The organism is Streptomyces sp. bgisy130, assembly GCF_057708345.1.
On the sequence record NZ_JBYISA010000007.1, the window covers coordinates 57,709 to 71,558 of the forward strand.

The following is a 13,850-nucleotide window of genomic DNA, read 5'->3' on the forward strand; positions in this document are numbered from 1 at the left end:
GCCGCCGGCCGCGCCGGCTGTCATCGGCGGGTTGTCCACAGGTCCCCTGATGCCGGCTTCGGCCCAGTAATCTCAAGGCCCATGGAGCAAAGGCACCTCGGCCGTACGGGCCTGCGCGTGACCCGCCTCGGGCTCGGCACCCTGAACTGGGCGCGCGACACGGACGAGCAGGAAGCCGCCGAGCAGCTCAAGGCGTTCTGGGAGGCCGGCGGCAGCCTCGTGGACACCGCCGACATCTACGCCGACGGCGGCGCCGAATACCTCCTCGGCCGGCTGACGGAAGAGCTGATTCCGCGCGAGGATCTGGTGATCGCCACCAAGGCGGGCAGCGTCCTGGAGACGGACCGCCGGGTCGACGGCTCCCGGCGCCATCTCCTCGCCGCCCTGGACGCCTCCCTGGAGCGGCTGGGCACCGACTACGTCGACCTGTGGCAGCTGCACGCCTTCGATCCGCACACCCCGCTGGAGGAGACGCTCCAGGCCCTCGACCTCGCCGTCACCAGCGGCCGGGCGCGCTATGTGGGGCTGGCGAACTTCTCCGGCTGGCAGCTCGCCCGGGCCGGCACCTGGCAGCTCGCGGCGCCCGGTGTACGCCACCGTCTCGCGAGCGCGCAGATGGAGTACTCCCTCCTTCAGCGCGGCATCGAACGGGAGGTGCTGCCCGCGGCACTCGACCTCGGCATCGGCCTGCTGCCGTCGTCGCCGCTCGGCCGTGGGGTGCTGACGGGCAAGTACCGCCATGGGACGCCGACCGACTCCCGTGGTGCCTCGGAGCATCTGGCGGCGTTCGTCGCGCCCTATCTCGACGAGACCGCGAGCCGGGTCGTCGAAGCGGTCACCACCGCCGCCGACGGACTGGCCGTCACCCCGCTCCAGGTCGCGCTCTCCTGGGTCCGCGACCGCCCCGGCGTGACCGCGCCGATCCTGGGCGCCCGCACAGCGCAGCAGCTCAGAGCCGCATTGTCAGTGGAGACCCTTAGTCTTCCTGACGAGATCCGCCAGGCGCTGGACGATGTTTCGGCGCCGGTGCACCACTACCCCGATCACGACTGGAGCACGCTGTGAGCACCGACCGCCTCGCCGGCGAAACCCCGCCCGGGCAGGAGGCCGCACCCGGCACCGCGGAGGCTCGGACACCCGATGCCGCGGCGGGGCCGGGAGACGCGGAAGCGCCGGAGAGCGCGGCGGCGCCGGGCGAGGAGGCGACGGGGCGCGAGGAGGGCGCCGACGTGGCCGGAGCGGAGGCTGAGGCGGCCGGACCGGAGACCGTGGCTGCGGCTTCCGGGGCGGAGGCCGGCGCTGCGGCGGCCGGGGAGGAGCGCGGCACGACGGCTCCTGAGGCGGAGTCCGCCGCTCCGGCATCCGGGGCGGAGAGCGGCACGCCCGCAGCCGGGGGCGAGACCGCGGACCCCGGTGCGGCAAGCGGAAGCCCGGAAACCGGTACGCCGTCTTCTGGCTCGGAATCCGGTCCGCCGTCTACTGGCGCGGAGACTTCCGGCCCGGCGTCCGGAGCCGAGGCGTCAGCACCCGGTGCGGCGAAGGGAACCCCGGCATCCGGCTCGGCCAAAGCAACCGCCGACGCGCTGGCGGCGGCCGTGCGGGCCGTGGAGAGCGGCGAGCGGTCGGCCGCTTCGTTCTTCAATGCGGCACCCCGCCCGGCCCGGCCGGCCGCATCCGCCGCCCAGCCGGCCAAGGCCGCGCCGCAGGGCGCAGCGCAGGGCGGGTCCACGGGCCCGGGCCCGGAGGTGGCCCGGCAGCGCACCACGCAGGAGCAGGAGAACGGCGGACCGGCCCGTCCGGGCGGGCCGCAGGGCAGTGCCACCGGCCCGGCCGCCGCCGCTCCGGCAGCCACCGGCCCCGCCCCCGCTCCCCGGCCCGCCGTTCGGGCCCTCCCCGGGGTCGAGGGCGTACGGCAGGTGCTCGCGGCGGGCGGTGCCCCCGAGACGCTGGCCGAGCAGATCGCGGAGGTCCTGGGTGAGCGGGCCGCCGAAGCGCTGGGCGAGGACCCCTGGCTGCTGCTCGGGGTGCCCGGGGTCCGCCCCGAGCAGGCCGACGGTTTCGCGCGGGCGCTGCTCGGCCCCGCCTGTGGGCCGGGCGACGAACGGCGCGCACAGGCGCTGGTCGGCTGGCTGCTGGAACAGGCCGCGCTCGCGGGCCACTCCGCCCTGGAGGCCACCGCGCTGCGGGCGGCCCTCGCCCAGCGCGCGGTGCCCGAGCCGGATGACGCCCTTCAGGCGGCCATCGCGGACGGTGCCGTGCTGGTCTTCCAGGACGCGATCGACGAGCCGGGCGGCCGACCACGTCCGGCCACGGGTGACGACGACGAGGAGGAGGAGCAGCCGGTCCGGATCCTGCTCGGCCTGGACCGGTTCGCGATGGCCGAGGAAAGCGTCGCCGACGGTCTGGCACGGCTGCTCAACACCTTCGCAGCGGTGGCCGAGCCCACCCAGGACCCGGATCCGGCCGAGGCCGAGGCCGGCGAGGCCGACGCCGACGGGGCCACGGCCGGCGGAGAGGCGCAGGTCGCCGACGGGGCAACGGCCGGGGAGAGCCCCGCCACCACGGCCCCCGCCACCGACGCCCCCACCGGTACGCCCACCGACGACGACCCGTCCCCCCGGCCCGCCCGGCCCTCCGCCGCCCGCTGGGAGGCCGTGGCGGCCGCCGCGCCCTCGCCGTCGGCCGCCGAGCTCATCCGTGCCGCCGCGCACAGCGGCCTGGTGGCCCACACCGGTGCGGAGGCGGCCCGCACCGAGCCGGCCGCGCTGATCGCCGCGGCCCGCTCGCTGGGGCTGCGGGCCTTCGGCGCCACCCACACCGAGAACGGCCGCCGCCGCCTCGCCGCGCACCTCACCGGGAGCGCTCCCGACGCCCCGGCCGCCGGCTCCCCGGACCCCGCCACCGCAGCGGTGACCGTCTCCGGCCTGCTGTCCGGACGGGAGGGGCCGGGACGGGACGCGGACGGCGCCCTCGCGCTCGATCTGCTGGTCGTGCTGGACGCCCCGCAGCTGGATCTGGAGACCGCCGCCCTGCTCGTCGAGTCGCTGACCGACGGGACCCGGCTGGTGCTCAGCGGGGACCCGGGCGTGCTGTGGTCCGCCGGGCCCGGCCGGCTGTTCGCCGATCTGCTCGCGGCCCGTTTCTGTCCGCAGGTCGCCTCCCGTACCCCGGACTTCGGTCCCATCGGCGAGCTGGTGTCGGGGATCGGCATCGGGGAGCTGAGCCAGGTCGAGGCGCCCGGCAAGGAGGTGGTGATCGTCCCGGTGCGGGATGCCGGTGAGGCGGTGCACCGTAGCGTCCAGCTGGTCGCCGATTCCGTGCCCCGGGCCTTCGGTGTCCCCGCGGATCACACCCAGGTCATCACGGTCGGCCACGGCGGCGCGGCCGGCACCCGCGCGCTCAACGCCGCCCTCAAGGAGCGGCTCAACCCCGGCCCCGGCCGGTTCGGCGGCTTCGACCCCGGCGACCGCGTGGCCTACACCCCGGCCCCCGGCCGCACGGTGCCCGGCACGGTCACCGGCGCGGACGCGGCCGGGCTGCATCTCGACTGCGACGGCTCCGCGGTCGTGGTGCCGCGCGAGCAGGTCGGCACGGGAGCGGTACGGCACGGCTGGGCGCTCACCGCCCACCAGGCGGCCGGCACGCGCTGGCCGGCCGCGGTGGTCGTCCTGCCCGGCGACGCCACCGGCGGGTTGACTCGCGCCTGGGTCTACACCGCCTTCAGCCGCGGTGAGCGGCATCTGTCGGTCGTCCAGGGCGCCGACCAGGCGCTGGCCCGCGCGGTCGCCGAGGTGCCCGTGAAGGAGCGCACGACCCGGCTGCGCAGCCTGCTCCAGCAGAGCGTGCAGACCGGCGAGGAGCCGGCGGCCGACTGAGCCCTGGGGGCTTCGGCGCCCTCCGCTCGGCCCCTGTATGCCGCTGCCCCGGCCCGTCCGCAGAACAAGCGGACGGGCCGGGGCAGCGGCGTATGCGGATCAGCGGGCGGCGCCGGGGCGGCACAGGGCAGCCCGGCGCCTCCCTCACCGTTCGTTGTCGAGCGGCTCCATCAGGTCGTCCTCGCCCAGTCCCTCGTCGAAGACGGCGCTGACGTCGAAGCGGCACACCACCCGCTGGGGATCCGCCTGGTCGAACGGGGCGGACAGCCACTCCCCCGGCTCGGCCGGGTCGTCGGCGGCCGCCACCCACAGGGTGGAGTCGCCCTCCTCCAGGCCGAACTCCTTGTGCCGGGTGGCGATCTCGTCCGGTTCGAACTCTCCGAAGAGGACGCCGAGCGCCGCATGCACGCTGGTGCCGACGACCGCGGCGGCATCGGCGGCGCTGCCGGCCGCCTCGTCGGCGGCGTCCGGATCAAGATCGGCGATGCGCTGTGCCTGATGCAGCAGTCGCTGCGGTGCGGCGACGGTGTAGTCCCGGCGGATCAGCACGCTCAGCGCGCTCGGCTCTTCCGGGCCCGCGTATGCGGGCAGCGCCTCGTTTCCGGGGATCTCGAAGGGGGTGACCTCGTCGTAGGTGTCGTAGAGCAGCTCGTCATAGACCTCAGCCGCCGCGGCGAGCTCGTCGAACGCGGCGTACACGGCCGGATCGTCCTGCCCCGAGCGGCGTTCGACCGCGTCGAGGTGACGGTCCAGTGCGGCTTTGACCGCCTCGGCGGCGGCACGTACCTCGGCAGCGGAAGGCTGCGCAGCATCAGACATAGTGCAGACGCTATCCGTACCGGGGCCGGTCCCGCACAATAGATGCGATGCCGGAATACGAATTCTGCGATGTGTATGTGCCCCGGGGAGTCTCCCGGAAGGCCACCACACGCCTGCTGACGGACCATGCCGAGTACGGACACTGGGAGTTGGACCGACTGCGTCTGAACCCCGACGGGAGCCGTAAGGTACGGCTGCGCCGCCGGATCATCCGCCAGCTTCGCGCGACGTGGTGAGCGTCGCCGGGGGCTGAGAACAGCAGAGCGGGTCCCGTCGAGACGGGGCCCGCTCCATGAGCTGCCGGTGGGCTAGCTGCTGATGATCACCGGCGGGCGGCGCGCGTCTTGCGGTAGAGCAGGACGCCACCGAGCAGCATTCCGGCGCTGGCCGGAACCGCGTAGCCGATCGAGCCCGCACCGGTCTGCGCGAGGTGCCCGACGGGCTTGGCGGGCGCCGCCTGCTGGCTGTGCCCCCCGGTCTGCGGCTTGCCCGGCTTGTGCGGGGTCTGCTGGCTCGGGTTACCCGGCTGGTGCGGCTTGCCGGGGTGGTGCGGCGTGCTCGGGTGGTGCGGCTTACCCGGCTCGTGCGGCTTACCCGGCTGGTGCGGCTTGCCGGGGTGGTGCGGCGTGCTCGGGTGGTGCGGCCTGCCCGGGGTCGCCGAGGACCCGTTGGCGCAGTGGTTGCCGAAGGCGGGGTTCAGCAGCCCGCCTGCCGAGACATTGTTGCCGCAGGCGTTGACCGGTACGTCGACCGGAGCCTGGACATTGTTGCCCGACACGACACCCGGCGAGTTCGCGGTGGTGCCGGCGGCGCCGGCCCCCGTGTGCCCGCCCTGGTGGTGGTTCCCACCCTGGTGCCCACCCTGGTGCCTGCCACCGCCGTCGTTGGCGCAGCGGTTGCCGAACGCGGGGTTCAGCAGCGCGACCACATTGACGGTGTTCCCGCAGGCGTTCACCGGCACATGGACCGGTACCTGAACGTTGTTGCCGGATCCCACGCCCGGCGAATTCGCCGCCCCTCCGGCGGCTCCCGCGTCGGCCTGTGCGTAGCCGGCGGCCATGGCGAGTACGCCACTGGCGGCGGCCGCGGTGATCAGGCCCTTTCGTGCGACCTGTCTCATAGGTTGTTCCCCTGCCTAGTGCCTTACAGGAATAGGGACGAGTGGCGGTCCTCGAAAAAGACCGCCCCGCCCGCCGAAATACTCAGCGCCTCCGGAATGCGTGGCACGCCTCCGGAGAGCCGAGTCAGCCCCTTACGGGTGTAAATACAACGCCAAAGGACGTCAGAAGGTCACTTGTTGACGCAGCCGCCACCGAAGTCGGAGTTCAGCAGACCCACCACGGAGACCGTGTTGTCGCAGACGTTCACCGGGACCTGGACCGGCACCTGAATGGTGTTGCCGGACACCACACCCGGAGAGTTCAGGGCCGCACCCTGGGCACCCGAGTCGGCAACGGCCAGGCCGGCACCGGCGAGTACGACGCCACCAGCGACTGCCGCAGCTGCGACGACCTTCTTGATCATTAGTCCTCCTTGTAGGCAATACGATCCCAGCCGCGGACCGCACTGACTGCAACGAGGAAAATGCCGTTCAAGCTACGAACACATCGGTGCGTTCACTCTTTTCAGCGAAGCCGGCGCGAAAGGCAGGAAAATCGCGCCGAATTCAGCTCTGGTCGATGAACCGGTCGAGCACCCGCACCCCGAACTTCAGTCCGTCCACCGGCACTCGCTCGTCCACGCCGTGGAACATCCCTGCGAAGTCCAGCTCCGGCGGCAGCTTCAGCGGAGCGAAGCCGAATCCGCGGATCCCGAGATCGTCGAAGGACTTGGCATCCGTACCGGCGGAGAGCATGTACGGCACCGCCCGCGCGATCGGGTCCTCGGCCTGGAGCGCCGACTGCATCGCCTGCACCAGCGCACCGTCGAAGGTGGTCTCCAGCGCCTTGTCCGCGTGCACGTCCTCGCGCCTGACGCGCGGGCCCAGGAGCCGGTCCACGTCGGCCAGGAACTCCTCCTCGTAGCCCGGCAGGAAGCGGCCGTCGACATGCGCGGTGGCCTGCCCCGGGATGACATTGACCTTGTAACCGGCGCCCAGCTGCGTGGGGTTGGCGGTGTTCTTGAGCGAGGCGCCGATCAGCTTGGCGATGCCGCCGAGCTTCGCCAGCGTGGCGTCCATGTCCTCCGGGTCGAGCTCGGTGCCCAGCGCGTCGCCGAGCTGGTCGAGGAAGGACCGCAGGGTCTTCGTCACCCGCACCGGGAACTCGTGCCGGCCCAACCGTCCCACGGCCTCGGACAGTTCGGTGATGGCATTGTCCTTGTGGATCATCGAACCGTGTCCGGCGCTGCCGTCCACGGTCAGCTTCATCCAGTGCATGCCCTTCTGGGCCGTCTCGATGAGGTACAGCCGCACCTGCTCGTTGACGGTGAAGGAGAAGCCGCCGACCTCGCTGATCGCCTCCGTGACGCCCTCGAAGAGGTGCGGGTGGTGGTCGACGAGGTAGCGCGCGCCGTAGGTGCCACCCGCCTCCTCGTCCGCGAGGAACGCCAGCACGATGTCGCGCGGGGGCTTGCGGCCGGTGCGCAGCCGGTCGCGGACGACCGCCAGCGTCATCGCGTCCATGTCCTTCATGTCGACCGCGCCACGGCCCCAGACACAGCCGTCGGCGATCTCACCGGAGAAGGGGTGGTGGGTCCAGTCGTCGGCGTTGGCCGGGACGACGTCGGTGTGGCCGTGGATCAGCAGTCCTGGCCGCGAGCGGTCCTCGCCCTCGATGCGGGCGACGGTCGAGGCACGGCCCTTGTGGGACTCGACGATCTGCGGCTCCAGGCCGACCTCGGCGAGCTTCTCCGCGACGTACTCGGCGGCGACCCGCTCACCCGGGCCCGAGTGGTCGCCGTAGTTGCTGGTGTCCATCCTGATCAGGTCCCGACACAGGTCGACCACCTCGTCCTCACCGGTGACCGTGCGCGGCGGCTGCGACTCACTCATGCCGAAACCTCGTTCCGCCCGGCTCCGCACTCGCGCGGCGCGCACCTCTCCACGGTGCGCTCGGCCAGCTCGCTGAGCTCCCTCACAGTGCCTCCTCTGGGTTCACGGCCGCATGGCACGCCCTGAGGAGCGCGACCCGCGGCGGGGGTCCACTGCCATCCTCCACCCGTCGCCCGCTGGGCCCAAGGCCGCAATACTCCCGACATGCCCTGGTCACAGGCCCGCATCCGGCCACATGTGCGGGTGATCGACCACCCTCGAATGTTTGCTATTGTTTTCCACGTCGGAACGGCCCAGGGCCACAACGACAGACACCTTGTCCGGGTGGCGGAATGGCAGACGCGCTAGCTTGAGGTGCTAGTGCCCTTTATCGGGCGTGGGGGTTCAAGTCCCCCCTCGGACACGTAGATACGCACATGTCAGCGGGTTGTGACCGTACGGTCACAACCCGCTGATTTGCGTGGTATTCCAGCTCAAGGCCGAAGTCGGCGTAGAGCGGGGCTTTGTCCTCGGGGTCGGCGGCCTGGAGCCGGTCAGTCATGTTGCCGAGGGTCTTGATCATGTGGTGGATCTGTTCCTCGGTGAGGATCTCCCGCTGAGCGTCGGACGCGCCGGCGAGCTGTTGGCGGGCGGCTGTCTGCTCGTTCTGGGCGGCGGTGATCCAGCCGGCTACGACCGCGGGGTCGGCTCCGGCATCCAGTGCGGCGCGGTATCGGTCGATGCGTCGATTCGTCTCGGTGATGGTCCGCCGTGCGGCTTCCAAGGCGGGGGCGGCAGCCGGTTGCCGCTGCTGGCTCTCACACATGGCCCGGATGGTGCGGCCAAGATGTCCGGGCGCGAAGACGCGGGCGAGCCATGTGTCGAGCGCTGGAAGGATCGCATTCTGGCGCACGTAGACAGTCAGCGGATGTTCCAGGGCGGCGCTCTTGGCGTACTCGGCGGTGTAGCGGCAGCGGTAGTAGGGCTGACCGTTGTTGTAGTTGCCCTGCATCTTGCGGCGGCAGATGCCGCAGCGCAGTCGGCCACGAAGTGGGTAGGCGCGGTTGGTGGTGCGGGGGCTGCGCTCGGCCACCCCCGATCGGCGGGTGAACGTCTTTGCCCGGGCGCGGGTGAAGGTCTCCATGCTGATCAGCGGCTCATGGACCGGCTGCGCCGACCAGATCCACTGGTCTGGTGTGTTCCAGCTGAGTTTGGTGCGGTGTCCGAGGGTGACGTCGTCGATATCGAGGAGGATTTCTTCCTTGTGCTGTTTGTTCCAGACTTCGTGGCCGGTGTAGCGGGGGTTGGCGAGGATGGCGCGCACCGCGCCCTTGGACCAGGCGTGGCCGTCACGGTGCCGGTTGCGGGCGCGGTCATGGGCGGAGGGGCACGGGATGCCGTCGCGGGTCAGTCCTTCGGCAATGGCGTAATAGCCCTTGCCGCGGAGGTACTCGGTGAAGATGCGGACGACGACCGGGGCGGTCTCGGGGTCAGGTTCAAGGCGGCGGAGGTGTTTGCCGTCGGCGGCTTTGGCTGGATTGGGGTGCGGGCCCGCATCGACGAGCTGGTAGCCGTAGGGGGGTCTGCCGCCGAGGTAGCGGCCTTCGATCTTTACCTGGGAGGACATGGCAGTACGAACACGGATCTTGATGCGGTTGCGTTCGCCCTTGCTCATGCCGCCGAAGACGGACATGACCAGGTCGTGGGCCTCGTTTTCCGGGTCGATGGCCCCGCCGACCTCGGGAACCCACAGCGAAACGCCGAAGTGAACGAAGAGGGGGAAGGTGTTGCCGAACTGGTTGCCGTAGAAGGTGCGCTGGGGTTCGCCGATGACGACGGCATCGAAGCCCCTGTCCGGGGTGCGGAGCGCGTTGAGGAGGGCGGCGGCTCGTGGGCGGCGTTTCCAGGGCAAGGCGCGGGAGTGGCCGGCGTCGAAGTACTCGGCGACGATCTTGCCCCCGGCTGGTTCGATGAGCGCGCGGGCACGGGTGAGCTGCCAATTTCGGGAGGTCTCGGGGTCCTGGAGGTCCTCGGTGGAGCAACGTCCCGCGAAGGCGAAGTGGAGCATGGGCGGCTCTCTGGGCTCTGTGCGTCGGGGCACGGCGGATGACGGTGGTCCGTGGTACCTCCTGCTCTGGCCAGAGGGCCAGCCGTCCGCCGTGCCCGGTTGTCTAAGGGGTCGACTGATCCGATGTCGCGTCCCTGCGGCGCTGCCACTCCTTCTGGATGAAGCGCAGTAGTGCTGCTGACGTGTTGTCAGTGAGCTGCGGAGGTGAATCCGGGAGGCTCACCGTCAGCTCAGGAGACGGAGCGGGCGAAGGCTCCAGTCGCTCGGCCTCGGAGGCCATGAGGTTGTTCGCCCTGTTCAGCGGCATCGGTACCTCCTGTCCGTGGGGTCGGCCAAGAGCCAGGTGGGCCGTCAACACCCTCCATGGCCGCCACGCGGGGCTCTGGGGAGGCAGGTTCAAGAGCGGAAACGAGCTACGGATGCTCGCGCGTTGATGTCGCTTGGCAGCCGAGTGAAGACCAGGACGTCCTCGTGCTGGATCACTGAGAGGGGGATGCCTTGTCGGCGGGCGTCACGAACGTTCTTCATCTGGAAGAACGACGGGCGGGAAATGAGTCGGCCGTCGCGGACGCCTGCGAGGAGGGCGACGCACCGTTCGGAAGGCGTGAGGCCAGCGGCTTTGCCTGCGGCGAGGACGGCTGAGGGCAGGTCGATGAGTTCGCCGCGTTCTCGCCAGGGGCGGGTGGTGACGACGACGGTGCCGCCGGGGCGCAGCATGGTGCGGCACTGGGCGAGGATCTCGGTGAAGGCCTCAAGGAGGTGGGTGGTGGAGACGTGGGCGAGATTGTCCTGATCGTGGCCGTAGCGGAAGTTCTTCTTGACGACGCCGCGTTCGCCGGTGTCCCGGGTGGAGCGGACCTGGCCGTGGACGCTTGGACCGTAGGGGGGTGAGGTGAGCACGAGATTTGCCTCGCCGTGGAGCGTGGCGGGGATGAACTCGGTGAGCCGGCGGGCGTCGCCGCGGTGGACGGCGCCGGTGGCTTTTCCTTCTGCTTCCTCGGCGAGGCTGGCGTTGCGGGAGGCGAGGCTGGACCACTTCGGTTCGTATTCGATGCCGAGGGCGTTGCGGCCGAGGTGGAGGGCTTCAACGAGGGTGGTGCCGATGCCGCACATCGGGTCGAGGACCAGGTCGCCGGGCTTCGTGTACGTGGCGACGGCGTGGGCGGCGATGCCTGGGTGCATCTTGGCGGGGTGGGCCGCCGACCCAGGGGTATAGCGGCCTTTTCGTTGAGCGGGGGCGGAGGTGGGCGCGGTGTTCCACACCGAGTCGTAGCAGGGCACGGGAACTCCTCGGGGGTTCAGGGGTGGTGGATCGGCGTGAGGACGATCAGGTCGCTGTGGATGACACCGGGGTCGGCGTCGGCGGGCGGCGTGGGGATGAGCTGGTCGGCGCTGGGGTGCGCGTGGGCGACGATGATGTGCTGCAGGTAGCGGAAGCCAGCGGTGCGTGCGCAGGCGATGAGCGAGCCGAGCGGGTCGGTGAGACCCGCGTCGTCGTCCCGGCGCTGGCGGGTGGCCAGAAGCAGGAGTCCGTCCGCGGGCACGATGCGGTGCACACGGTGGAAAAAGCCGGACCAGCCCTCTTCCATGGCTCCGGGCATCTCTCTGACGGCCCCGCCTGTGAGGGCGTCTGTGGGTGCCGGGAGGACGTCGGGGTGGAGCTCGGCGAGCAGCATCGACATCCTGCTCGGCGTGCCGTCGCCATAGGCGACCATGTGGGCCCGGGCATCCATGCCCGGCCCGGTGTCCCGGATGGAGATCTTGAGCAGGGACGCCGGAGGCTGGTCCGGGCGGTGAGTGAACTCGGTGCGGATCTGCTCGATCGCCCAGGCGGGCAGCACAGCGCCCGGTGCGGGCACGGCGTTCGGCTGATCGGGGGCAGGGAGCCAGATCGTGGTCGGCAGGGGACGAGCGGTGTGGCGACGAGCCGTTCCTGGAGCGCGGCGGCGGGTGGAGGACATAGGCAAGCGGCGCCCGAGAACGGGGTCCAAGCCGTCTGGTGCTGACGTGAAGTAATAGGGAAAGGCGCGGGCGATCTCGTCGTGGCCGCGAGGGGCGTTCGAATCGAGAAGCCAACAGCAGGCCTCTCGCGCACGGTAGGAGTCGGCGCTCGGGCGGCTTCCGGCTTTGCCCCAGGTTGGACGATTGGCGGTCCAGTGGCGAGCCACCTGCGAGCCACTGCCGAGCCGCCCTCCGAATGGCGCGGTGCGTTCAGCGAAGACGGGTCGAAAATTCTTTGTGTTCGATTCTGGAGGTACGCCTAGAGGAGCAGTGCTGGTCACCGGAGACGGGCCGGTGGCTGGCCCTCGTACAGACCGGGCCAGTGGTCCGGCCGGCGCGCGGAGCGGGCTCGCGGCCGGTCCGCGGGTGGCACGCGGCGGTGAAAGGGCTTGCGGCGAACGTTGTCCGCCACTCCCGCGAGGAGATGCACATGCGCCACACCCCCTGCTCCGCCAGCCACCGCGTCGCTTGTACGCGTCCGCTCGACCACTCACCGCTGCAGATGTTGGAGGAGTCCTTCCTCGCGCTCGCCACTGCGCCGCAGCCGCTCACGCTGCCCGCGCGCCTGGTTTGTGAGGAGCCTGAGCAGGACGTGCTGCCGGTGGACCAGGTCCGTACCCGGCTCGCTCACGCCGCGACCTCCCCGGCGCTGCGCGAGCAGACCTGGTGTGAGGTGATCCGCCGCGCCCAGCGCCTGGGCGAGCCGTGGGACACGGTGGCCGTCGCGATGACGGTGCCGGTTCTGCGCCGGATGCTGGCGCGCCTGGCCTACCCGGCCCACCTGGAGCGCGCCGAAGTCGAGCAGGAGGCTCTCGCCGCTGTCGCCGTCGCCCTGCCTTCCGTGAACGCGGACGCCGCAGACGTCGCCAGGGAGTTGTTCGCGGCGGCCGACCGGGCCGTGCACCGGCTGGCCTACGCTGCGCGCCGCCGAGCCGAACGCGAGACCGGCCAGAATGCTGCTCACCTGGGCCGCCTCGCCGGCACTGCCCATCGCACGGATCACGCTGGCTGCCACGTCGACGTTCCCGGGGACGAGGTTGGTGAGGAGGGAGACGAGTACGCGGTACTGGTCCACGCCGTGCGGGCCCGGGTCGTAGGCATCGCCGAGGCGCAGTTGATCGCCCGGACGCGGCTGGGAGGCGAGTCGATGCAGCATCTGGCTTCCGAGCGCGGGGTGAGTGTGCGTCAGCTCTACCGCCGCCGTGCTGCCGCCGAGCAGCAGTTGGCCGTCCATCTGCGTCACCAGCTGCGCGAGCAGTAGAGCCGGCGTCGAAGGTCAGAGGCATTCAGTGGCGGACGTCAATTTCCGAGCTGTGAGTCTCTATTAGGGGTACGGCTCCCCGGGTGCGCGCCACGCACCCGGGGCCGTGGCCCCGGCGCAGGCCGCTCGTGGTCTGCTGCCAGGCCGCAGACGTGTGGGGTGGATGCACCGTCTCGTGCTGACACCCGAGCACCGTGTTCCCGCTGCCGCTCCTGAAGGAGGTCGGCCCCGGGCCGGGATCCGTGTTCACCCCACACCGCGCGGCGCCTTGTCGATGAGGTCGCCGCGCCCCCTCTTCCCGTTGCGTTCGTCTCTGCCCACGAGTGCTGGGCCTGCTGGAGGTGCGTCCGTCATGCTCGCAAGGCTTCGTCGGCCGCGCCGACGGCTGATCCGGCTGTTGGGCCGCTGGACGGTCCGGCTCACCATCGTCACCGCGTTCATCTGCTGTGTACTGCTGGTGAGCCCGCCGCAGGTGTGGGCGGTCGCGGACATCCCGACCGTGATCAAGAACCTGCGGAACTGGGTCGTCGGCATGCTCTCCGGGCTCGCCACGCTGTTTCTCACTTTCGGCGGGCTGCGCTATCTGATGGCCGGGGGTGACCCGGGGGAAGTCGAGTCCGCCAAGCGGGCTCTGAAAGCCGCGGCCATCGGCTACGGCCTGGCGATCCTGGCCCCGGTCCTGGTCACCGTGTTGCAGAGCATCGTCGGTGCGGGCACCGATGGCGGTGGCGGGAAGTGAACCCCGGCAAACGCCTCGTACGGGCCGCCCTACTTCTCATCGTCGCCGCCCTCGTTCCGTTCGCACCGTCGGCCTCACCGGCCTACGCGTACGCGGCACCCCATGCGCCCGCTGTC

Annotated in this window: 12 protein-coding genes and 1 tRNA gene; 6 read left to right on the plus strand and 7 right to left on the minus strand. The window is 71.2% G+C overall.

Annotation, left to right across the window (positions count from 1 at the left end; genetic code table 11):
* The first annotated feature begins 81 nt into the window (after positions 1-81).
* Positions 82-1,065, plus strand: a complete 984-nt coding sequence (locus tag AC3EUV_RS12085) for an aldo/keto reductase (RefSeq protein ID WP_432144841.1) — start codon at positions 82-84, stop codon at positions 1,063-1,065.
* Positions 1,062-3,875: a helix-hairpin-helix domain-containing protein gene (locus AC3EUV_RS12090; RefSeq protein WP_435602842.1), complete on the plus strand. Its 2,814-nt coding sequence runs from the start codon at positions 1,062-1,064 to the stop codon at positions 3,873-3,875. The genes AC3EUV_RS12085 and AC3EUV_RS12090 overlap by 4 nt, the downstream gene beginning before the upstream one ends.
* Positions 3,876-4,019: 144 nt before the next feature.
* On the opposite strand, the gene AC3EUV_RS12095 is transcribed toward AC3EUV_RS12090, so the two are convergent.
* Positions 4,020-4,694 (minus strand): hypothetical protein, encoded by a 675-nt coding sequence (locus tag AC3EUV_RS12095; RefSeq protein WP_435602843.1) that lies wholly within the window; start codon positions 4,692-4,694, stop codon positions 4,020-4,022.
* A 47-nt stretch (positions 4,695-4,741) separates the two neighbouring features.
* Between AC3EUV_RS12095 and AC3EUV_RS12100 the strand changes: the two genes are divergently transcribed.
* Positions 4,742-4,930 (plus strand): DUF5703 family protein, encoded by a 189-nt coding sequence (locus AC3EUV_RS12100; protein ID WP_030416245.1) that lies wholly within the window; start codon positions 4,742-4,744, stop codon positions 4,928-4,930.
* A gap of 86 nt (positions 4,931-5,016) precedes the next feature.
* On the opposite strand, the gene AC3EUV_RS12105 is transcribed toward AC3EUV_RS12100, so the two are convergent.
* The 3 genes from AC3EUV_RS12105 to AC3EUV_RS12115 all read right to left on the minus strand — a co-directional run bounded on the left by AC3EUV_RS12105 (position 5,017) and on the right by AC3EUV_RS12115 (position 7,686).
* Positions 5,017-5,814 (minus strand): chaplin, encoded by a 798-nt coding sequence (locus AC3EUV_RS12105; RefSeq protein WP_432144843.1) that lies wholly within the window; start codon positions 5,812-5,814, stop codon positions 5,017-5,019.
* A gap of 170 nt (positions 5,815-5,984) precedes the next feature.
* Complete coding sequence (locus AC3EUV_RS12110; RefSeq protein WP_432144844.1) at positions 5,985-6,218, minus strand: chaplin; 234 nt, start codon at positions 6,216-6,218, stop codon at positions 5,985-5,987.
* Between the two features lie 142 nt (positions 6,219-6,360).
* Positions 6,361-7,686 (minus strand): M20/M25/M40 family metallo-hydrolase, encoded by a 1,326-nt coding sequence (locus AC3EUV_RS12115; protein ID WP_435602844.1) that lies wholly within the window; start codon positions 7,684-7,686, stop codon positions 6,361-6,363.
* Positions 7,687-8,004: 318 nt separating this feature from the next.
* Here AC3EUV_RS12115 and AC3EUV_RS12120 point away from each other — a divergent pair.
* Positions 8,005-8,089, plus strand: a tRNA-Leu gene (locus AC3EUV_RS12120).
* On the opposite strand, the gene AC3EUV_RS12125 is transcribed toward AC3EUV_RS12120, so the two are convergent.
* The 3 genes from AC3EUV_RS12125 to AC3EUV_RS12135 all read right to left on the minus strand — a co-directional run bounded on the left by AC3EUV_RS12125 (position 8,054) and on the right by AC3EUV_RS12135 (position 11,592).
* Complete coding sequence (locus AC3EUV_RS12125; RefSeq protein WP_435602845.1) at positions 8,054-9,733, minus strand: recombinase family protein; 1,680 nt, start codon at positions 9,731-9,733, stop codon at positions 8,054-8,056. The genes AC3EUV_RS12120 and AC3EUV_RS12125 overlap by 36 nt on opposite strands.
* A gap of 396 nt (positions 9,734-10,129) precedes the next feature.
* The gene (locus tag AC3EUV_RS12130) at positions 10,130-11,014 is read right to left on the minus strand and encodes a TRM11 family SAM-dependent methyltransferase (RefSeq protein WP_435602846.1); all 885 of its coding nucleotides are present in this window, start codon (positions 11,012-11,014) and stop codon (positions 10,130-10,132) included.
* A 17-nt stretch (positions 11,015-11,031) separates the two neighbouring features.
* A complete protein-coding gene (locus AC3EUV_RS12135; protein ID WP_435602847.1) occupies positions 11,032-11,592 on the minus strand; it encodes a hypothetical protein in 561 nt (186 codons plus the stop codon).
* 572 nt (positions 11,593-12,164) lie between these two features.
* Here AC3EUV_RS12135 and AC3EUV_RS12140 point away from each other — a divergent pair.
* Positions 12,165-12,995 carry a hypothetical protein gene (locus tag AC3EUV_RS12140; protein WP_435602848.1) on the plus strand — a complete coding sequence of 277 codons (831 nt, stop codon included), beginning with the start codon at positions 12,165-12,167 and terminating at the stop codon, positions 12,993-12,995.
* 352 nt (positions 12,996-13,347) lie between these two features.
* On the plus strand, positions 13,348-13,734 hold the full coding sequence (locus AC3EUV_RS12145; protein ID WP_414504776.1) for a pilin: 387 nt from the start codon (positions 13,348-13,350) through the stop codon (positions 13,732-13,734).
* Positions 13,735-13,850 lie beyond the last annotated feature (116 nt).

Coding starts and splice junctions, on each gene's coding strand:
- AC3EUV_RS12145 (WP_414504776.1), top strand. CDS start 13,348: ATGCTCGCAAGGCTTCGTCGGCCGCGCCGACGGCTGATCCGGCTGTTG.
- AC3EUV_RS12105 (WP_432144843.1), bottom strand. CDS start 5,814: ATGAGACAGGTCGCACGAAAGGGCCTGATCACCGCGGCCGCCGCCAGT.
- AC3EUV_RS12140 (WP_435602848.1), top strand. CDS start 12,165: ATGCGCCACACCCCCTGCTCCGCCAGCCACCGCGTCGCTTGTACGCGT.
- AC3EUV_RS12085 (WP_432144841.1), top strand. CDS start 82: ATGGAGCAAAGGCACCTCGGCCGTACGGGCCTGCGCGTGACCCGCCTC.
- AC3EUV_RS12115 (WP_435602844.1), bottom strand. CDS start 7,686: ATGAGTGAGTCGCAGCCGCCGCGCACGGTCACCGGTGAGGACGAGGTG.
- AC3EUV_RS12110 (WP_432144844.1), bottom strand. CDS start 6,218: ATGATCAAGAAGGTCGTCGCAGCTGCGGCAGTCGCTGGTGGCGTCGTA.
- AC3EUV_RS12100 (WP_030416245.1), top strand. CDS start 4,742: ATGCCGGAATACGAATTCTGCGATGTGTATGTGCCCCGGGGAGTCTCC.
- AC3EUV_RS12095 (WP_435602843.1), bottom strand. CDS start 4,694: ATGTCTGATGCTGCGCAGCCTTCCGCTGCCGAGGTACGTGCCGCCGCC.
- AC3EUV_RS12125 (WP_435602845.1), bottom strand. CDS start 9,733: ATGCTCCACTTCGCCTTCGCGGGACGTTGCTCCACCGAGGACCTCCAG.